At 42.4% G+C, this 20628-nt stretch carries 20 protein-coding genes; 9 read left to right on the top strand and 11 right to left on the bottom strand.

From position 1 onward, the window contains the following. Nucleotides 1–33 precede the first annotated feature (33 nt). On the top strand, nt 34–438 hold the full coding sequence (locus tag IEE86_RS13455) for a hypothetical protein (RefSeq protein ID WP_191097673.1): 405 nt from the start codon (nt 34–36) through the stop codon (nt 436–438). On the opposite strand, the gene IEE86_RS13450 is transcribed toward IEE86_RS13455, so the two are convergent. Continuing rightward, the gene (locus IEE86_RS13450; RefSeq protein ID WP_191097672.1) at nt 370–1782 is read right to left on the bottom strand and encodes an SLC13 family permease; all 1413 of its coding nucleotides are present in this window, start codon (nt 1780–1782) and stop codon (nt 370–372) included. The two genes, IEE86_RS13455 and IEE86_RS13450, sit on opposite strands and share 69 nt — an antisense overlap. 262 nt (nt 1783–2044) lie before the next feature. On the opposite strand from IEE86_RS13450, the gene pbp4 reads away from it, so the two are divergent. Continuing rightward, nucleotides 2045–4084 carry a penicillin-binding protein PBP4(5) gene (gene pbp4, locus IEE86_RS13445; RefSeq protein ID WP_191097671.1) on the top strand — a complete coding sequence of 680 codons (2040 nt, stop codon included), beginning with the start codon at nt 2045–2047 and terminating at the stop codon, nt 4082–4084. A 146-nt stretch (nt 4085–4230) separates the two neighbouring features. Then, complete coding sequence (locus IEE86_RS13440) at nt 4231–5469, top strand: MFS transporter (RefSeq protein WP_191097670.1); 1239 nt, start codon at nt 4231–4233, stop codon at nt 5467–5469. A gap of 36 nt (nt 5470–5505) precedes the next feature. On the opposite strand, the gene IEE86_RS13435 is transcribed toward IEE86_RS13440, so the two are convergent. Genes IEE86_RS13435 through rfbF form a run of 5 tightly spaced genes read right to left on the bottom strand, consistent with a single transcriptional unit; the run spans nt 5506 to nt 10287 of the window. Then, nucleotides 5506–6435, bottom strand: coding sequence for a putative nucleotide-diphospho-sugar transferase (locus tag IEE86_RS13435; RefSeq protein ID WP_191097669.1), 930 nt, complete (start codon nt 6433–6435; stop codon nt 5506–5508). Next, a complete protein-coding gene (locus tag IEE86_RS13430; RefSeq protein ID WP_191097668.1) occupies nt 6436–7626 on the bottom strand; it encodes a glycosyltransferase family 2 protein in 1191 nt (396 codons plus the stop codon). Beyond that, nucleotides 7623–8534: a putative nucleotide-diphospho-sugar transferase gene (locus tag IEE86_RS13425; protein WP_191097667.1), complete on the bottom strand. Its 912-nt coding sequence runs from the start codon at nt 8532–8534 to the stop codon at nt 7623–7625. Before IEE86_RS13425 ends, IEE86_RS13430 begins: the two co-directional genes overlap by 4 nt. 12 nt (nt 8535–8546) lie before the next feature. Next, entirely contained in the window at nt 8547–9518 is a 972-nt protein-coding gene (locus IEE86_RS13420) for a GDP-mannose 4,6-dehydratase (protein WP_191097666.1), read from the bottom strand. A gap of 4 nt (nt 9519–9522) precedes the next feature. Then, nucleotides 9523–10287 (bottom strand): glucose-1-phosphate cytidylyltransferase, encoded by a 765-nt coding sequence (gene rfbF / locus IEE86_RS13415; protein ID WP_191097665.1) that lies wholly within the window; start codon nt 10285–10287, stop codon nt 9523–9525. Nucleotides 10288–10638: 351 nt separating this feature from the next. Between rfbF and IEE86_RS13410 the strand changes: the two genes are divergently transcribed. Beyond that, complete coding sequence (locus IEE86_RS13410) at nt 10639–10788, top strand: DUF1540 domain-containing protein (protein ID WP_191097664.1); 150 nt, start codon at nt 10639–10641, stop codon at nt 10786–10788. A gap of 198 nt (nt 10789–10986) precedes the next feature. Continuing rightward, nucleotides 10987–12066 (top strand): DUF3900 domain-containing protein, encoded by a 1080-nt coding sequence (locus IEE86_RS13405; RefSeq protein WP_191097663.1) that lies wholly within the window; start codon nt 10987–10989, stop codon nt 12064–12066. Between the two features lie 93 nt (nt 12067–12159). Here the strand turns inward: IEE86_RS13405 and IEE86_RS13400 are convergent, their stop codons facing one another. After that, complete coding sequence (locus IEE86_RS13400; protein ID WP_191097662.1) at nt 12160–13362, bottom strand: MFS transporter; 1203 nt, start codon at nt 13360–13362, stop codon at nt 12160–12162. Nucleotides 13363–13465: 103 nt separating this feature from the next. Between IEE86_RS13400 and IEE86_RS13395 the strand changes: the two genes are divergently transcribed. Continuing rightward, on the top strand, nt 13466–14374 hold the full coding sequence (locus IEE86_RS13395) for a LysR family transcriptional regulator (protein ID WP_191097661.1): 909 nt from the start codon (nt 13466–13468) through the stop codon (nt 14372–14374). A gap of 36 nt (nt 14375–14410) precedes the next feature. On the opposite strand, the gene IEE86_RS13390 is transcribed toward IEE86_RS13395, so the two are convergent. Next, complete coding sequence (locus IEE86_RS13390; protein ID WP_191097660.1) at nt 14411–14890, bottom strand: aminoacyl-tRNA deacylase; 480 nt, start codon at nt 14888–14890, stop codon at nt 14411–14413. A 146-nt stretch (nt 14891–15036) separates the two neighbouring features. Between IEE86_RS13390 and IEE86_RS13385 the strand changes: the two genes are divergently transcribed. Next, on the top strand, nt 15037–16239 hold the full coding sequence (locus tag IEE86_RS13385) for an MFS transporter (protein WP_191097659.1): 1203 nt from the start codon (nt 15037–15039) through the stop codon (nt 16237–16239). 13 nt (nt 16240–16252) lie between these two features. On the opposite strand, the gene IEE86_RS13380 is transcribed toward IEE86_RS13385, so the two are convergent. Next, complete coding sequence (locus tag IEE86_RS13380) at nt 16253–16984, bottom strand: MurR/RpiR family transcriptional regulator (RefSeq protein ID WP_191097658.1); 732 nt, start codon at nt 16982–16984, stop codon at nt 16253–16255. 205 nt (nt 16985–17189) lie between these two features. Between IEE86_RS13380 and IEE86_RS13375 the strand changes: the two genes are divergently transcribed. After that, on the top strand, nt 17190–18518 hold the full coding sequence (locus IEE86_RS13375) for a 6-phospho-beta-glucosidase (RefSeq protein ID WP_191097657.1): 1329 nt from the start codon (nt 17190–17192) through the stop codon (nt 18516–18518). A 181-nt stretch (nt 18519–18699) separates the two neighbouring features. Here IEE86_RS13375 and IEE86_RS13370 read toward each other — a convergent pair whose 3' ends face one another. Next, entirely contained in the window at nt 18700–19347 is a 648-nt protein-coding gene (locus IEE86_RS13370; RefSeq protein ID WP_191097656.1) for a DUF3885 domain-containing protein, read from the bottom strand. A gap of 113 nt (nt 19348–19460) precedes the next feature. Between IEE86_RS13370 and IEE86_RS13365 the strand changes: the two genes are divergently transcribed. Beyond that, nucleotides 19461–19667, top strand: coding sequence for a hypothetical protein (locus tag IEE86_RS13365; RefSeq protein ID WP_191097757.1), 207 nt, complete (start codon nt 19461–19463; stop codon nt 19665–19667). A gap of 10 nt (nt 19668–19677) precedes the next feature. Here IEE86_RS13365 and IEE86_RS13360 read toward each other — a convergent pair whose 3' ends face one another. Continuing rightward, on the bottom strand, nt 19678–20589 hold the full coding sequence (locus tag IEE86_RS13360; protein WP_191097655.1) for an NAD(P)/FAD-dependent oxidoreductase: 912 nt from the start codon (nt 20587–20589) through the stop codon (nt 19678–19680). Nucleotides 20590–20628: the final 39 nt, after the last annotated feature.

The raw sequence follows: 20628 nt of genomic DNA, 5'->3' as shown, positions 1-20628 counted from the left end.
CTAGAGCAAGGCGAAGAAAAGGTTGTGGTCTACTTGAAACATTTCATTCAATCACTCTTTAAAAAAATGGAATCCAGTCCAGCCCCATCTGTCATCGAGCTGGAAAAAAGACTCACCGCTCTTGAGCAAAAAATGTCTGCGCCAGCTTCACCTGTCTCAGAGGATACACACATTCATATCGAATCCCTGAGAGTGGACAAAATTGACTACCACTTAGAGTTTGGTGAGCTTTCCATTGACCAGCTTAAAGGTAGGCTCAATATTGGGGCAACCTATTACACGCCAAAGGAGGCGCGACTCAACAAGTCAGCCCAAGTTCCGAAGCCAAAAGAAACAAAAGCACCGGTCGTCTCTATACGATCCAAGCCCTCATCTAAGGACAACCGGGAGCCAGAAATAAACCGCAAGGACAATCGCCACAATACTGATCACATTTAACCAAAAGCCCGCCTTGACCATATCAGAGATTTTGAGCACGTCCGCACTAAAGACAGCGGCGTTTGGCGGTGTGGAGATCGGCAGCATAAACGCACATGATGAAGCCAAAGCAGCTGCGGCCATTAAACCATAAGGCTCGATGCCGATCGCAAGGCCAAGCCCTACCGTAATCGGAATGATCATATTGGCAACAGCTGTATTGGACATAATTTCAGTCATAAATAAAATAGTACCCGTTAAAATGATTAACAGCATGAGATACGATAGCCCGTTTAAATGCTGTAAATTTTCCCCGATCCATCCTGTTAAATTGGTCTCAGCAAAGCCCGTAGCAAGCGACAGCCCGCCACCAAATAAAAGCAAAAGTCCCCATGGCAGCTGTTTCATATCGTGCCATTCTAGTAATCTCTCTCCATTTGTCGCTGGAATAAGAAATAGCAGCATCGCACCAAAAATAGCGATAGACGTATCAGATACGGTAAAACCTCCAAACAAAAAGGTTTTAAATATCCACAAAAACGCCGTCATAAGAAAAACAGCAAAAACCCATTTTTCCTCTCGTTTCATTTTACCTAAGTCCTCTAATCCCTTTTGTATGAATGCCACGCTCATTTCACCTGTGTGCTCTACCTTGAACTGTATCTTGGTCAAATACAGAAATAAGAGAATGAGAAGAACTATAGCAACAGGAAATCCAAACAAAAACCATTCGAAAAACATAATTTCTCGGTCGAGCAGTTTTTTCGACATCGCCGCAAACACAGCATTTGGCACAGACCCAACAAGTGTCGCCAAACCACCAATTGATGCTGAATACGCTACTGACAATAAGATGCTTTTACTGAATCGGTCAAGAGATGCACCAGATAAGATCTCATTTGTCTTGACCTCTTTTATCACAGCCAGTGCCACCGGCAGCATCATCAGCGCTGTCGCTGCATTAGAAATCCACATAGATAAAAAAGCAGTAGCGATCATGATACCTAATACAATGCGGTCACTTCTTGTACCAATCATCTTCAAAATATGTAACGCCATGCGTCTATGCAAGTTCCACTTCTCAATGGCAATTGCGATCATAAATCCACCCATGTACATAAAGACAATCGGATCTCCATAAGACCTTGATGCCTGTTCCATAGAAAGCCCGCCAAGTGTTGGCAGAAGGATGATCGGCAATAAAGAGGTTGCGGGTATTGGTAAAGCCTCTGTCACCCACCACGTCGCAGTCCAAGCCGTAATGCCTAATACCACTCTCGCTGCATAGGTCAATTCATTTTCAGGTATGAGAAAAAGAATCAGCAAGAAGAGTGCCGGCCCAAGAACAAGTCCAATCAAATTCACCTTTTTATAAACGATAACGATTCCCCCCTATTGAAAGCGTTTGTCATATTTTTTCTATTTTTCCACATTCGATGATCTCTTAAGAAATCCTTTAAATCATAAGAAAAAATGAAGATATCTTTCCTCAAAGCATGCTGTCATGTATTCTTATTTCTCAAATCATGACAGAATCCCTTGGTCTATTTTCATAGGAGAAGCTATACAAATCCTGTGCAATCACTGTAAAATATAGAGGATCTAATCAAAAATTGAGGTGTTTTCATTGTATACAGATCAGCGAAAGGCATTTTGGAAACAGAAAAAAGTCATCATTCCCCTTCTTAGTATAATCGTGATTGCTGCTGCTTTCTTTTTCTTAAAGGATTCTCTTTTCTCAAAAGAAAAAGAGGCTTTACAGGCAGCTCAAGCCTTTACGAAACACATGGAGAAGAAAGACTTTACGAAGCTGGCAAATGAGGTCACAAGTAGCTCTCTGAAAGCCAATGACTTCTCCAAAAAACAACTAGCCGAAAAATACGACAATATTTTTAGTGGAATTGGCGCTTATGATCTCAACGTATCAAAGCTCAACGTCGAAAAGCAGGACAAAGGAAATGGGTATCAGTTCACCTATGATGTCACGATGAAAACGTCTCTTGGAAAGCTGAACAAGCTATCTTACAAGGGGATTCTCTCCGAAGAAGATGACAAGTGGAAAGTAGAGTGGAAACCAAATCTCATCTTCCCGCAAATGGAAAAGGGAGATACCATCCAAGTGAAATCTGATCCTGCGGTACGTGGAAACATTGTGGACCGGAAAGGGCGTACTTTAGCAGAAACAACTGGTGGACATGCACTTGGCATCATCCCAGGAAAGCTCGGGACAGGGAAAGAAAAAGAACGAAATATAAAAAAAATCAGCAAAGCTTTTGATATAGATAAAGAACTGATTCAAAATCAGCTCAAACAAGCATGGGTCACAGACGACACATTTGTCCCGCTGAAATCTATGTTAGAGCAAATGCCGATTCCAAAGGACGTAAGTGGTGTTACCTATCAATCAAAGGAAATGCGATACTATCCATATAACGAAGCTGCTGCTCACCTGACAGGCTATGTCGGAAAAGCAAATGCAGATGATATGAAAAGAAATCCAGCATTAAAAGCGGATCAAATCATTGGCAAAACCGGTCTTGAATTCACATTTGATCAAAATTTACGAGGACAAGATGGCGGAAGCATTCTCATTGTCCATGATGAAACAGGTATTGAAGAAACATTGCAAAAAACAGACCGGAAAGACGGAAAAACAGTGAAGCTGACCATTGATGCTTCTTTACAGAAAAAAGCCTATGAACAGCTGAAAGGTGAAAAAGGAGCCGTCACGATCATGAATCCATCATCTGGTGATCTATTAGCGCTTGTCAGCGCCCCTTCCTACGATGTCAATCTCATGACAAACGGAATCACACCTAAGCAATATCAGGCATACAGTGAAAACCCAGACCTCCCATTCCAAGCTCGTTATGCGAGCCGGTATGCACCAGGATCCACGTTCAAAACCATTACAGCAGCCATTGGGCTGGAAACAGGTGTCACAAAGCCTAATAAAGTGCGCACCATTCATGGACTGAAATGGCAAAAGGATCAATCTTGGGGAAATTATCAAATTACACGAGTGCATGACAAAGAAAAAGTAAATATGGTCGATGCCCTTGTGTACTCTGACAATATTTACTTCGGACAGGAAGCACTTGAAATTGGCAAAGACACGTACGAGAAAAAGGTGAAAACATTTGGGTTTGGCGAAGATTTACACATGCCGTTTACAATGAAGCCCGCACAAGTGTCAAACGATGGCATCCAATCGGACATCTTACTCGCTGACTCGGCGTACGGCCAAGGAGAGTTACTCATGTCACCAATTGAGCAAGTACATGCCTATTCCCCATTTGCAACAGGAGGCAAGCTTGTCTACCCTCGAGTGATTCAAGATGAAAAAACAGCAGCATCAAAACAAATCATCAAAGAAAACTCGGCAGATACAGTGAAAGACGCGCTAACTGAGGTCGTGACCAGTCCAAACGGTACAGCTCACTCCTTACAAATAAAAGGAGCAGATATTGCTGCTAAAACTGGAACGGCAGAACTAAAGAGCAAACAAGGTGCGACAGACGGCACTGAAAATGGATTTTTACTTGCGTTTAATCCTAAAAAAGAAGATTACCTCCTCGTCGGCATGATCGAAGGTGTGAAAAACCGCGGCGGCAGTGGACTTGTCATTCAAAAAATGAAGCCTGTGATCGCTTCTTTTTATCAATAATTCTTTAGAGACGCACGCTGTCAACCAAGCGCTGTGTCTCTTTTTTTTCTAAATTATGACCTTTTGCTATTGTTTTATAATTCACCTTATGAATAAAATGAGAAGAATGCAAAAAATAAACAGTTGGATGAAAGGAGGTAGTCTCATTGGCTATTGCTGCTCGTACAAAGGATAAATCTCAAAAAGCTGTCACCGGCTCAACAGTTTATCCCATTCTATTGATTATTGGGATTTGCCATATGCTCAACGACACATTGCAAGCCGTTATTCCTGCCATGTTCCCTATTTTAGAACGTTCAATGGGGCTGACCTTTACACAATTAGGGCTGATTGCCTTTACATTAAATATGGTCTCCTCCGTGATGCAGCCTGCTATTGGTTGGTACACAGATAAACGGCCGATGCCCTATGCACTTCCGGTTGCTTTATTCTTAAGTGCTATCGGTATATTCGGGCTTGCGTATGCCCCATCCTTTGTGACCATTCTGCTTTGCGTGGTCTTTATCGGACTCGGCTCTGCGATCTTCCATCCAGAGGGCTCCCGTGTTGCCAACATGGCGGCAGGTCCAAGAAGAGGACTCGCCCAGTCCATCTATCAAGTAGGCGGAAATACAGGTCAAGCCTTTGCTCCGCTCATCGCTGCATTAATGCTCGTCCCACTCGGACAGCCAGGAGTGGCTTGGTTTACAATTGTTGGAATGATTGCTGTCGGTTTCCTTCTTTATATTTCAAGATGGTACGCACAGAAGCTTCATACCATTCGGGCACAAGCGAAAAAAGCACCTGCAAAAGCGGCAAGATCTGCTATTCACCGCAAATCAGCACTCGCGGCGCTTGGCATCATCGTCTTTCTTATTTTTGCCCGCTCTTGGTATGGGAATGCGATCTCAAATTTCTATGCGTTTTATGCGATTGAACAATATGGTTTGACGATTAAAGAATCACAGACTTATATCTTCTTATTTCTCATTCTAGGTGCAGTCGGGACATTTTTAGGCGGGCCGCTTGCAGACCGATTTGGCAAGAAAAACGTGATTTTGGCTTCATTATTGGCATCCTTCCCCCTTGCCCTTTTATTACCTTTTGCCGGACCTGTTCTTGCCTACGTGCTGCTTGGACTTATTGGCATCATTTTGATGTCGAGCTTCTCTGTTACAGTGGTATACGCCCAAGAACTATTTCCCGGGAAAATTGGGACAATGTCTGGTTTAACGGTTGGGCTTGCGTTTGGAATGGGTGCAATCGGTTCGGTTGCCCTCGGTTCATTCATTGATGCATTCGGCTTAACATCTACAATGATCGGTGCAGCCTTTTTACCGATTTTAGGCATACTAGCTGTCTTACTCCCTAGTGATCAAACCATCTCCAAATGGAATGAATCATAAAAGAGAAAACCCGCTCATTTTACCGAGCGGGTTTTTTCATATCTCATAAAAATGTGTGTCAGGAACATGCTTCTTTGCAATAAACCCTTGCTGAAATTCTGGAAATACCTTCTGCACCTGTTTGATTTTTTGATGAATCAAGTTCGCATAGGGGATATAAATATGATCCACCAGTTTTTGATCTTTCATATAATAATACCAATTGAGATTAAATGTGCTCTGATCAATAATTGTAAAGGCAGAAAAGTGATAGAAAATGAGTGGATCTTCGTCGAGGTAAATTTCCCTACCAACAATTGAAAGATGATAATTTTCAATATTCCAAAGTGCTGCATTGGCTCCTTTGGCCTTTACTACATGAACGCCTTCAAAATCGTCTACCCACTTTTCAACATAACGTTGATCTCCGTATGTCTTGTTTTCCGTATCCATTTCTACTGTACAGTGCGCAATGCAGTTTTCTTTCCATTGCGTGACCGCCTGTTTGGCAACGTCTGTGTTACGACAGCCTACAAAACCAGTATTAAAGCGACCAGACAACTCATAAAAGTGATAAAACCGCTTGGAATTCATATGATCCGTCAAAAATAAATGAGCGAGCGGCTTCTCTGCAAAAATCGCCTCTGGATCATGATAAAAGTACAAATCGGTATCCAAATGAGCGAGATAATCCGCATCTGAGGACTCAAGCATTTTGAGCAGAAAGACAGGCTTTAATGTCCAGCAATACTCATGAAATGTCCGGTTATCTTTTGCCTTTCGCAGCGAATCATCTTCAATGTCTTCAAGCTGTTCATATTGAACATGCGGATGAGGAAACTCACTTAACACCTTATAAGCCAAAGGGTCCGCACATAACACAGACAACTTAAAAGAATGGGCGGTTTGTTCAAGCGAATGAAGCAGCGCCAGCAGCTTAAATACATGGGTATTCGACACAATGGTTGTAAAATGATAAGACGCCATCTACAACACGTCCACTTGAAAGAAGTCAACGCATAACAGCTCTTTCGTTAGCCCTTGAATCGCTTCCACAAGAACCGCGCAGCCATATTCCTTCCTTGCAAGCTGCGCAGTCTCTGACAACTTTTTCAAAGGAACATGCTTTGCTGTCAGTACATCTTTTTTATCGCGTTTGATGCCTACATTCCGCTCTGTGACCAAATGAAGCAACTCTAAAAAATAAGATAGCAGACCATCAAATGCCGGATTCTCACGCAGCTGACGAATTTCTTTCATCATGTCATTTGTCACGGTATGAGAAAACGGACCAGAGAAGGCCAAATGGACATCAATGGCATCAATATGGTTATATTTCTCGCACATATACAAAATATTATATTTGATGTCATCAAACGACGTTAAATTACTTGGATGCTCCTGATGCACACTCATGATATCCTCTCTTAGCACAAATGACAGGCCAAGCTGATGAAGACGAATCCCTAAATCATAATCCTCAAACCCGTACCGAACAATATTTTCATCAAACATCCCCAGTGCCATGACATGCTTTCGTTTAACAGAGGAATTATTTGTAATGAAAAATCGCCACGGCAGCTCATAGGAACTTAAATCATAGTGGTACGTATGCAATATCTCTTTAAGGTGATGAATAAACTCGGATTGCAAATCGAAGCTTTTCTCTAGAAATGCACCATTTTCGACTTCTTCCATTGATGAAAGAGGCGTTTTGTTCTTCATGTTCCGCTTATACAAACCCTGCTTTTTCAAACTCATCAAATGATCTTTATCAAACGCTGTGTAAAAATAACGATAGATCCGCTTCCAGCACACACCGCAAATAACGAGATCCTCCCTGTCAGCATGCGCCTCTACATGCTTTTGAATAAACCTCGGCTCTGCCAGCATATCACTGTCATGAAAAATCAGCAGATCTCCCTCTGCCTCGCGAATGGCATGATTACGCCCCTTTGCAATCCCTTGATTGACAGGTATACGCACCTTTTTAAATGGGAAGTTCACCTCTATTTTTTCGAGCATTTCCATCGTATCATCCGTTGACCCATTATCAGCCACAATGACCTCAAACGGGATATCTGTTTCCTGAAGCGTTAAGGAAACAAGGCTTCCTTCTAAGCGCTCTTTCGCATTATAGCTCGGAATTATGACGCTTACCTTCGGCTTTTCGTTCATGCGTCATCCCCCTCCAGCTTGGCATAGCCGTTAAACATCGGGTTGACTTGCTCTACCGATTCAATCACATGGCGAAGCACTTCCCGATAGGCTTCTTGGAAGAATGGTAAATCGGTTCTCCCTTTTTCATGGATTTGTAGCATATCATCCTTACTCACGATCCGAAATCCGCTAAAATGATAACAAATGAGCGGGCTCCCATCCTCAAGCAGAATACGTCCATTCTTTTCCTCATAGGAATGCTGTCCATAGTTCCAATGACCAATATTCACGCCCTTTGTTTCAATATCTTCTACTTTTTCAAACAGCATCGGCATATGATCTAAATATCCTTGATCGCCAAACTTGCCTTCTCCCGGCGCATTTTTGCATTCTTTTAAACATTTTTCTTTCCACCAGTTAAGGCACTTCCGTCCGGCTTCATCTCCCTTAAAGTATAGGAAGCCTGAGTTATAGCGTCCTAAAAGCTTCTGAAGCATGATCACTTCCTCTGGATCAAAGCTTGGGATGACAATATCCCCTCTCGAGAGTAAAACAGAGGCATCCGGCTGGTTTCGAAAAATGACTTTCAGGCTCTCATAAAAGAACAAATCCGCATCAAGATAGGTCACTTCGGCCGCCTGCTCCTGTTCAAACAACCACTCAATCCACATCGGCTTTAACGTCCAGCAATATTCCGACGCGTCCCGTTCCCCTTTTTTCTCTAGCAGCTCCGGTGTTTCAAGCTTCCGCACATGAACAAGATCGACATGCGGGAAATTCATTTGATGAAGCAAATCAAATGCAGCATCATCCATACATAACGTCTTGATGACAGCATCCTCTTCTACTTGCTTCAACGATAAGAAAAGTGCAATGGCTTGATAAAGTCTTCCACTTGATAGAACCGTACAATATATGCTGTTCATCTATTCACACCTCTATTTTTGAAAGAATTCGCGGTACCATTCAATCGTCTTTTCTAAACCTTCATCAATGGAATAGTCAGGCTTCCAATCAAGCAGCTTTCTCGCTTTTTCCGCCGACAAATATTGATGCTTAATCTCATGCGACCCTTGGTTCAGAATACGAGGCTTCAGCTCACTTCCCATTGCCTTTAAAATCTTATCTACAAGCTCAAGCACCGTCAGCTGAATTTCATTACTAAAGTTAAAGGCTTCTCCAGCCAGCCCTTTTTCCTCCATCTTCTCTGCTAGCAGTAAATAAGCTTTGACTGCATCTTCAATGTAGAAATAATCACGAATAAAGGTTCCGTCACTTCTAATTTCTGGCGCCTTTCCCTCTAATACAAGCTGGATCGTTTGCGGAATGATTCGGTTAAAATTCAAATCCCCGCCTCCGTATAAATTGCCGCACCGCGTAATACAAACCGGAAGACCATATGTGTTGTAGTACGTGTGAGAAATTAAATCTGCGCAGCTTTTCGATACATCATACGGGTGTTTTCCGTTAAGCGGCATATCTTCAGCGTATGGAAGCTGCTCCTGATCACCGTATGCTTTGTCACTTGAAGCTACAATGACTCGTTTGATGAGCGGCTGTCTTCTGCACGCCTCCAGCACATTCCATGTCCCTAAAATATTGGCTTCAAATGTAGAAACAGGATGTCTGTTTGCGACCCCAACAATCGCTTGGGCTGCCAAATGGAAGACGGTATCAATTTCGTATTCTCCTAATGCTCGTTCAATCGTTTGCATGTCCTCGAGTGCGCCTTGCACCACATTCATCTTTTCAAATTGACTGCCTTGATATAAATTCGATCTTGGCACTTGGTCACGCACAAGCCCCGTCACGTTTGCGCCTTGATCAATCAATTCCTTGACAAGATAGCTCCCTAACAGCCCTGTACATCCAGTTACAAAAACGTTCTTGCCATTCCAAAACCCGCTCATGTCGTCACCAAACCTTCCATGGTTGTTTTCCTTCTTTCCACATGCCATTGATTTCCTTCAAGTTTTTATACGTATCAATTGCTGTCCAAAATCCGTGGTGCTCATAAACCGCAAGCTCTCCATCATTCGCCAGCTGTTGAAGAGGCTCCGCTTCAAACACGCATTGATCATCATCTGTCAAATAATCAAATACCTTTGGAGACAACACAAAAAATCCTCCATTGATCATCCCGATACTGTCCGTCTTCTCAGAGAAGGATTCTGCCATCCCGTTATACACCTTCAGCGTCCCATACTGTGACATCTTTTCAACTCCCGTGACAGTAGCAACTGCCCCAAGCTCCTGATGACGCTTAAGCAAATGAAACATATTGATATTGGCAAGCCCGTCACCATACGTCATCATAAATGTCTCATCACCAATGTAGTCCTGAGCCTGCTTTAAACGTCCGCCTGTCATCGTATTTTCGCCCGTATCTAAAAAGGTGATTTCCCATTTTTCTGATTTCCCTAAAAGCTTCATTTCTCCTGTCGACATATCCAGCTGCATGCTCTGATGCCGCCAATCATAGTTGAGAAAATACTCTTTGATCTTCTCACCTTTATATCCAAGTAATAAGATAAACTCGTCTACACCATAATACTGATAGATTTTCATAATATGCCATAGAATAGGCCGATCTCCGATCATAGCAAGTGGTTTAGGAAGCGCTTGTGTGACCTCACTCATTCTCGTTCCCTTTCCTCCGCAGAGAATGACTGCCTTCATCTTCTCCCCTCATCTCTCTATGAAGATTTTTGATTGAAAACCCTTTCACGCGGAAAATCAGTGCATGTAGCCTCATACTTTGTCCGACATCAGGTTTTGAATCTATTCTATTCATATGTCGAAATGAGAGAGGGTGCCACCTAGCATTTAACTATTTTTGCAAATAAAAAAGAGCGAGATTTGTATTCTCGCTCTTTCAAAGTTTAAATTGTCTATTTTCAGGGTAGATGGTATGATAAACATGTGCATACACAGCACAAACAGTCTCTTTCTATAAAGAGACTACTAGATTAAATGAATTCAAGTGGCAGCTTGCTTCATTCTCAATATGAATCACGGAGGTGAATTCCCATGGCACAAAACGTACTTTGTGAAGTGAACTCTTGCCGTTTTTGGGCTGAAAACAGCTGTACCGCTTCTACAATTAAAATCCGTAAAAGCACAATGACTGATGTGACCCGCAATGCAGATACTGATTGCGAAACATTTGAAACAAAATAAGTTGTTTTTCTAAGTTGAAGGAACTGGCAGGTTCCTTCTTTTCTTTTATCATTCTATCAAGAATGATAATTATTATCAAGTATTTTTCAATAAACATTTCTCGGGAAATAATGACACAATATGACGCCATTCGTTGACGATTTTCACTCCTTTTTCTATACTCAACATATCCGAAGAAGAAAAAGTGGTGACCAATCAATGGATTTTACGATACGTTTTCTATCATTCTTTGTCGTTGAAGTCGAAGGCAAGGATGACCAAGCAAATAAACGATTTAAGCATTACCAAACATTAGACCAAGAGGAATTTGAACAAAGTGAGCTGAAGGACTTTCTAGACGGTGAGCTGAAAAAAATCGTCAAACGCAAAGTGGACAGACACCCTAAATCTGAGCAAGTACCAACCAAAATTGGCCGATTCATTGTCGAACCCGGTCATGAGCTCGATTCAAATCCAAACTACAATTTATTTCATCAGACGAGATTTGCAGATACAAAAGAATTGTTTAATGAATGCAGTGAACAGTTTGTTCGCACGTATTTAGATACAAGTGCTGTCAGAGGCGGCGTTTTTTTAGTTGCGTCTGCGGTTCCTAAAAAGTATTTCGATGATTCCTTTGTTTTTATCATGAAATGCGATTTTGAGCAGAAAGTGGCTTCTATCGCTGATACATCTACCTTGATAAGAAAAGTCGAAATGGCCATTACAACAAAAAACATGAAATCAATTCAATACCCGTTTATGCCAGAAGAGGGCATGACAGAGGAAGCTGAAGTGAAAATACACCAGTCCTCACACGCCCGTTATTTTGAAGACTTTCTAAAATTCGTCGAATATGGAGAATCGATGCCTGAAATCATGAAATCACAGGTCATGAATATGGTGCAGGAACAAGTATTCGAAACATTGCAGGATGAAAGTGAAGAATTAAAGCAGTTTGAAGAGGATCTTGAAATATGGGAAGCGAGTGAAAAACGAGAAATTAGAGAAACACTTGATACAGAACAGGTCACACTAGCGGCTTCCCACATTGTTGAACAGACCCCTGATATCACAATGAAAATGCGCCTAGGAGAAACAGAAATCAAAGGTCTTCTAGCAGACTTTGGTCATTCCATCCATATTGCAAAGGTCAACAATCGATATGTCGTGCTCGTTGAAGCAGATCAAATCGTCTTCGAAAAAGGAAGCACACCTGTTGAATTTCATAAACCAAATGGATTAAAAGAGGTTGTCAGCCAGCTGACGCAAAAAGCCTATGATTCAGACATCGAATAAGAGAACATCACTGCCTCTTGCGTTTAGCTGCATGAGGCAGTTTTTGGCTTAAATCAGCTTTTGCAGATGCTGACATCGAAAAGTGTAAACTTTTTATGCTGCATCAGAGGAAACATGCAGACGACCGGCTCTCGCCCACATGCTTAAAAGCAATAAGCTGATGATGATCATCAACCAAAAGACACTGCTCGATCCAAAAAATTGAATCATCGTATATCCGCACAAAGGCCCTAAAGCAGCACCTATATCTTGAACGAAGGAATAGCTTGCAAGGAAGCGATTTTTATCTGTTTGAGTAGAGGCTTTTTGAAAAGCAAGCGTATCTGTCAACGTCGTTAAGATCGTTGACAGCATCTGGATTAAAAGCAACATTACAAGAAACCAGCCACTGACCTTCAGCATGACCGCAAGAAGACTGAGACCTCCAAACGAAAGAAACAGCCAGCAAAGCATTCGTTCCTTGAGCACAAGCCGATCAAACCATCTGCCTGTTTTCGGTGCAACAAATGGTTCCCATCCCCATCTGATCGCTTGAATGACTCCACTTAAAGCAGAAGCTCCTATGACAAAGCCGAACAGAGCAAATTCCCCCTGGCCGACCCTTGCTTCAATCACATGACTCAGCGTTGAAGCAAATAAACCTTGTATCACAAGTGCGATCAGCATTCCAGTCAGCAGTACTTTTACGACACCTCGTGCAAACCATTTTTGTTTGATGACTTGATATACCTTCTCGCCTTCTCCCTTTTCAATCTCATCCAAAGATACATAAAAAATGCACCCTAGCAATGTGAGTAAACCAAAGACGAGCGTCATCGCTTGGAAGCCGATGATGCTAGCAAATAGCCCGCCAAATAACATACCAAATAAACTACCAAGGCGATAAAGCCCGTTATAAAGACCCGTTAAATGCCCCTGTGAGCCTTCATCCATTTCAGCAATCAATCGCATTCCACTCATACGCAATAACGTCCATGCCAGTCCCCATGCGCAGCGGCAGATCAAAAGCAGCCAAAAACCGCTCACACCATATAGCATCGTGGTCACTGATGCGATCAAAATAGCGATCAATACACCGGTCTTCATTGGTACATATCGATAGAGCCACCAAACAACAGGCGCAAGCGGGATACGAATGAAGCGATTGATCGACAGCAGTAATCCGACCTCCCAAATAGATGATAAACCAACCTCTCTCCAATAGACCGGAAGAACAATATAAAGCATTGAATCTCCAATGAGTGCAAATGCTGTGATGAGCGATATTGACACAACTTGCTTTTGACGACGATCCATTTCCCCATCCCCCTTCGCTACCTTTACGATAAGGGATGCTTTATAATAAATCTAATGAATGTTTTTGATCAAATCATCAAAATAATTGATAGGTGGTGCAAAGTTGAATTTACATGCCCTCCGAATTTTTGCAAAGGTCGCAGAGACAAAAAGTGTTACACAAACAGCAGACGCACTATCTTTGACACAGCCAGCTGTGACAGCTCAACTAAGAAGCATTGAACGAGAGATCGGTTTCCCCCTTTTTAAACGAAATGGCCGGGGAATTACACTCACAGAAATGGGAAAAATGCTATATCCTTATGCTAGGCAAGTGTTTGAAGCTGAAAAGGAAGTAGAATATCAGATCACGCTATTACAAAACGGGAAAAAGGGGCGCCTCCGCATCGCTTCTACTTACGTACCACTCAACTTTTTACTGCCTGATTGGCTGGCTGCTTTTAAAACATCCTCACCACAGGCAGAAATTGAATTAAAAAGCGGAAACTCCGCTCAAGTCCTAGATAGCCTGCTTCAATATGAATCAGATGTGGCCATCGCTGTGATCGAGGATCTGCACCACGAAGAGATTCTTACCTCCCATTTGACGAATTTAAGCTATGATTTTATTGTGCCAGCGGACCATCCGTTAAACGGAAAAACCGTCCCGCTAGAGCGCCTGAGTCAGGAACCCTTTTTGATGCGTGAAGAAGGCAGCTCCACAAGAGATAAGCTCTTTTCTCTTTTTACCTCGAAAGGAATTAAAAAACCGACCGTTGATTTACAATTCAGTGGAGTTCATGAAGCGATTCAAATGATAAAAGCTGGCTATGGCATCACACTTGTTCCTCGTGATGCGGTTAAAGGCAGTCTCAAGCGGAAAGAGATTGGACGCGTATACATTGAAGGCATTGAGATCGTTAGACCTGTTGTGGTGTGCAAACGAGCGAACGACCTTGAGGAAAATAGGACGGTGAATGCCTTCCTGCAAATGAAAGGCATCGGTCCATTTACAACGCCTGCTGCCAATTAAAAAAAGTGCCTGCTTCTCAGGGCAGGCACTTTTTATCTATTCGGCTGATTGAACAATATCAAACGGTACAGCCCTTGAAGCTTTCACTAATTGTTCTGGTGTGATGAGTATTTCATTTCCCCATTCGCCCGCTCCAACGCCTAATACCTCTTCTTCTAATAGCGAAGCTTCGATTATCGTGCGGAACCCTTCTGGCTGCCAGCAAAACGGCGGAATCGAGCCAATTCGATACCCCGTCACTTCAAGAACCTTCTCTGGTGAAGCCATTTTAATATTACGGGAGCCCGCTGCTTTCTTTAGTTTGCCTGATTTAATATGCTGGTCAGCGCCGACCATCACAAGCAGCTGCTCCCCTTCCCCTGTTTCAAAAATCAATGTTTTGATCATTTGTCTTTCACGAAAACCAAGGGCTGCCGCTACATTTGCTGCCCCTTTTTCTGTTTCGGAAGAAAATGTTTTGATGTCATATGGGATGTCGTGTTTGTCCAAAAAGTCATGTGCCGGTAATTTTTTCAATCGATTGAACCCCTTTCCTTACAATGTCCTTTCATTTAGCTTATCACAATCATCTCATCCTTAAGATGTATTTTTCAATAGAAAGGCTCTGGGCACATCACCCCCGTGCTATACTGAACTTGTTTTTGAAAAGGAGTCGGTTTGATATGGGAAATAAGTTCTGGTTTTACACAGGCAGTAAAAGCCTCCTCATGCTAAGTGATATTCTTTTTGTGATGACCATCACGTTTGTCATCTATCAAGATACACAATCTGTTGCCTATGCCGCTGTATTTCCACTAATTAGAACGCTTTGCCAGCTATTAGCTGGGCTCATTTCCCCTGTTTTGTCGGACCGGTTTCAAGTCGGTCCTCTATTGAAATGGGTCCCTCTTTTACGTCTTGGAATGCTCATCGTATTTACAGCTCAATTTCATTTCTTTCAGCAGCATATGGTGTGGCTATTTGGTGCGCTCATGTTAATTTCCATTACTGGCGGATTCATTAGTCCTTTATTACAGGCAATCATGCCAATACTTGTGCCAGCAAATCAACTTGTGAAGGCGAACAGTACAGCCTCCATTTTTCATCAAATGGTTCAAATCGCTGGCTATTCGTTTACTGGAATGCTCGTCCTGTTGATTGGTCCATTTTATTTACTCGGGATCACTTGTCTCATGATTGTGTTGTCTTATCTATTTTTCATCCCTATTTTCCCTCTTCTCAAGCAAGAAGATGTGAATCGAAAAGTAAATAAAATGAGCAGTTTCAAAGACGGCTGGACGATCATTTGGAAAAATAAAACCGTTCGCACCCTGACCTTTATGGATGTTTGTGAAAATATAGCGGGTGCTGTGTGGATCGGGGCGATTACGCTTGCCTTTGTCACACATGATTTAAAGCAAGGTGAGGAATGGTGGGGATTTATCAATGCCGCTTATTATACAGGTGCCATTATAGGCGGGCTCCTCGCTGCGTGGATGAGCCGGTTGATCCAAAAACAGCTTCTCCTCTTTATGGCAGCAGGCTCATTCATTTATGCAATGCTGACCATTGTATTTGCACTGAACAGCCTGCCATGGCTTGCTCTTCTGCTTTGTATTTTGATGGGGCCTGCCTATCAAATACGAGATGTCTCACAGCAAACCATTCTTCAAACAGAAACACCTATCCATGATTTATCAAAGGTGTACGCCGCTCACTATGTACTTTCGTCTGTCTCTGTCGGTTTATCTATTTTCTTTGTTGGGTTGATTGCAGATGCCTTTGGCGCGCGGTTTGTGTATTTGTTAGGCGGACTGTTTGTACTCATCTGCTCAAGCATTGCCATCACCACTTTCATGATGCAGAAAAAAAGAGCGGCTGTTTGAGGCAGCGGCTCTTTTACTTTTCTTTTAACATTGCAAACATGTCACGTGCCATTGCTTCTAGGATATACACAACGGGTGTCTGTGTGGTGATATTGGCTCTATGTACTCGTTCGTCTGTGACGTAATAGGCAATATTTAAGTCAGAAATACGAGAAATTGTACAGTGCTGATTGTTAGTAATACTAATGATCTTGCTGCCTTCTCTTTTTAATTTTGAAATATGATCAATCGTAATACGATTCTCCCCTGATACAGAAAGCACAATGGTGACACTATTGTCTAAATACTGCATATTCATCGGAAAGAACGGATCATTGATGTAAAATGAAAACTTCTCAAGACTTGAAAAGTATCTTGCCCCATACTGCGCCAAAATGCCAGAACTACCAGTTCCGATAAACAGCACATTTTTTGCCTCGGCAATCAGCCTTGCTGCCTCTTTGATTTTCTCATCAAAGTCTCCTTTCAGTGTTCGTTCAATAAATTCATACAGAAAATGCTGCGTGCTTTTCAAAGAAGGTGTTTGCTCTGATTCTAAATACATTTTGAGCTTGACTTTAAACTCTGAAAAGCCTTCACAATTCGCTTTACGGCAAAAGCGAAGAACAGACGAGGTGGAAATATGAGCCGCATCTGCCAAATCACGAATTCTCATATACACGACCTTTTCACTATTTTCCATAATATATCGATATAAAGCGCTTTCTAGTTCATTAAAGCTGGAAATGACCTCACTTGAAAACATCTGACTTCCCCTTTCTCCAACAACATGGCACAACGTGTTTCTTTTATGTAACAAATCTCTAAATAGGGCACCCTTGCCTAAAGACGCTGAAGTCATTTACGCACAAGATGCTCTCACGATAAGCTATAGATGTACAATCAACAGAAAAAGAATTGGCTTCACTTTATTATAACATTGCGCGATACATTATTCGGAGGTGCAGAACATGGCAAAAGGATTAAAGGTTGTCACAATTGGCGGAGGATCAAGCTATACACCAGAGCTTGTAGAAGGATTCATTAAACGGTACGATGAATTTCCGATTAGCGAGCTTTGGCTTGTTGATATTGAAGCTGGAAAAGAGAAGCTTGAGATCGTTGGAGACCTTGCAAAACGTATGGTCAAAAAAGCAGGCCTTCCAATCGAGGTTCATTTAACATTAGATCGTAAGAAGGCGCTTGTAGGCGCTGATTTCGTCACAACACAATTCCGTGTTGGACTGCTTGAAGCACGCATGAAGGATGAACGCATTCCTTTAAAATATGATGTCATCGGTCAGGAAACAAATGGTCCAGGAGGTCTATTCAAAGGGCTTCGTACCATTCCTGTCATTCTTGATATTGTCAAAGATATTGAAGAACTATGCCCGGACGCATGGCTTGTGAATTTCACAAATCCAGCTGGGATGGTCACAGAAGCTGTACTTCGTTATTCAAACCATCGCAAAGTCGTTGGCTTATGCAACGTGCCAATCGGCATTCGCATGGGAATCGCCAAAGGCCTTGATGTCGATGCAAGCAGAGTCGAGGTCAGCTTTGCTGGCTTAAACCATATGGTCTTTGGACTCAATGTATTCTTAGATGGCAAAAGCATCATGGATCAAGTGATCGAAGACATGGCTGATCCAAACTCAAGCATGTCAATGAACAACATTCATGCCATTCCTTGGGATGCGGACTTCTTAAAAGGGCTTGACGCTATTCCATGTCCGTATCACCGCTACTACTACAAAACAAGTGATATGCTAGCTGAAGAAAAGAAAGCAGCAGAGAATGAAGGAACTCGTGCAGAAGTCGTTCGTGCATTAGAAAATGACCTGTTCGAGCTTTACAAAGATCCTGATCTTGATATCAAGCCGCCACAGCTTGAAAAACGAGGCGGTGCCTACTACAGTGATGCGGCTTGTAACTTGATTGCATCGATTTATAACGACAAGCATGATATTCAGCCTGTGAACACGATCAACAATGGTGCCATCAGTGACATTCCAAATGATTCTGCCGTTGAACTGAACTGTGTCATCACAAAAGACGGTCCTAAACCAATTGCTGTTGGCGAGATGCCAGTCGCAGTCAAAGGACTCATTTCTCAAATTAAATCCTTTGAACGTGTTGCCGCTGAAGCAGCCGTGACAGGCGATTATAACACAGCACTTGTAGCGATGACCATCAATCCACTTGTCCCATCAGATACCATTGCAAAAAGCATCCTAGATGAAATGCTTGAAGCACATAAAGAGTATTTGCCACAATTCTTCAATAAAGTAGAAGCATAAAAAGATCTTGATTTTAGCCCTTTGTCTTCTTTTCAGCGTGATAGAAAACCTTTGCAGTTTAGGAAGGACGAGTACCGGAGCGGAGCGAATTTGACATTCGTGAGCACCGGCACGCAGAACTGACACCGAATGCGAGGGTTTGTCTACACGCTGACCGCACTTGTCGAAAGTGCGGTTTTTCTTATTTGGCTGCAAACAGCCGGTCCATCTTAGGGCGATCATAATCTAATAGCCAGTGATGTAAGCCCTCATAGACTGGACGTAGACGCTCAGCATCTGCCGCAATGAGATCACAGCCTCGATCATCATATAAGTGAAAAATCATTTTTTTCGAGAGATTCATTAGGTAAATTTCATACCCCAGTTTTCCCTTCAAGATTTGATTCGGTGCATAGAAGTCCTCCTGGCACATCGCATGAAGAAGCGGACGCAATCGAATTTCTTTCAGCTGGCATTTGAGTGTAAATCTCTCTAATGTCAGTGAATCTTCTATTTCTGGACGTACATAAGTCAAAAGCTCGTGGCGCAATCTGTTCCTTAGTTGCCGATGCACATATTTTTGATAGACCAGGAGCTTACGCTTCGTTAATTCATGTTCATGTTCTGTATACACATCCGTTACAAACAGTATGTCGTCTTCTGGATCAAAAGCATATTTCACAATCTCTAAAGCACGATCTCCCGCTTTTTCTAATACAATCGATTCTTTTCCTAATGACCAATCTGCCACTTCAAACCGTAGCCCAATAGGCCACCCATAAAAAAGAGGCGGCGTGAGGAGAAGGTCAGGAAAATGACTTTTTAAAAATCTATTCGTTTGATCGCTCATCTCATGTCCTTCCATTGATTTTATTTCTTATTTTACCGTTGAAACATACAGGAAAACAATTGGAAATAAACTGTCATTTCTTATATGATAGAAAGAGATGGAGGTGTGACCAATTGAAAAAATCAAAATGGTTTTTACAAGTGTTCCTTACAACTCTGATCACAATGTGGATACAGGCTGGACTTGATCAGGCGAACATCATTCAGATCACCAATGTTTGGGTCGATGCCAGCAGCTGGATCCTGATCTTCTTTGTTATCTACGCAATTTTTGAATGGACAGCTCACGTCTTAGCAAAACGAAAAACCGCTCTCCGCTGAACATCTCTTTTCAAAGAGATGTTTTTTCTTGGAACTCTTCTTGCACAAATTCATGAATGACGCCCATTCCTGCCTGGCTTCCAGCTGCTGCTGCAAGAACTAACTGAGCAGGGCCGCCTAAATTATCCCCACACGCAAAGACTCCACTGACGGTTGTACGTCCAAGAATATCTGTTTCAATCCCCGCATTCTTCGTCATTTGACAGCCAAGCTTTTCGGCAAATGGGGCTGACTGCATGAATTCACTTGCGACAAAACCGCCTTCCCTTCTCACTATCTCCCCATTCGCAAGCTGGAGAGCGCGCAGCTGCCCATTGTCATGATCAATCGACACAATTTGCACATCAATGACTTGAATAGAATGTGCCGTCAGAAGTGCCTTGTCCGCTTCAGCCAACATGTGCCCATTTGTAAACACGATCAAATCCTTTGTCCAATTGGAAAGAAGCTTAGCCATATGCAAGGCTCGCTGATTCTCTGCAATAAGGGCAAGTGCTTTGTCCTTTAATTCCCATCCATCACAGAAAGGACAGCTAAACAACGTTTTTCCGTACACATCATGAATTCCTTCGATCTCTGGCAGAATATCCTGAAGTCCTGTTGCCAAAATGATTTTTTTCGCTTCGAATGTATCCCCCTCGTGTGTCAGTAACGTAAAGCTTTCCTCTTTCTTTTGTATATCAACAATTCGACTTCGTTTGATTTTAATACTAGGGTATTTTTGAAGGTCTGCCTCTCCGGCTTGTCTGATTTCAAACGGTGTCATTCCATCGTTTGTAATAAATCCATGTGATTCCTGCGTCACTCGATTTCTTGGCAGCTCATCATCAAATACAATGACCTGCTTTCTGCCTCTCCCTACAACAAGTGCTGCACTTAATCCGGCTGGTCCGCCTCCGATAATGGCACAATCTAATAACATATCAATCTCTCCTTTTTATTCAAGACTTTAAAGACTCTT

The sequence above is a fragment of the Bacillus crepusculi genome, assembly GCF_014764715.1.
In the GTDB taxonomy this organism is placed as follows: domain Bacteria; phylum Bacillota; class Bacilli; order Bacillales; family Bacillaceae; genus Bacillus.
The sequence above is the reverse complement of the archived record's forward strand: the minus strand, read 5'-3'. Positions and strand labels throughout refer to the sequence as shown.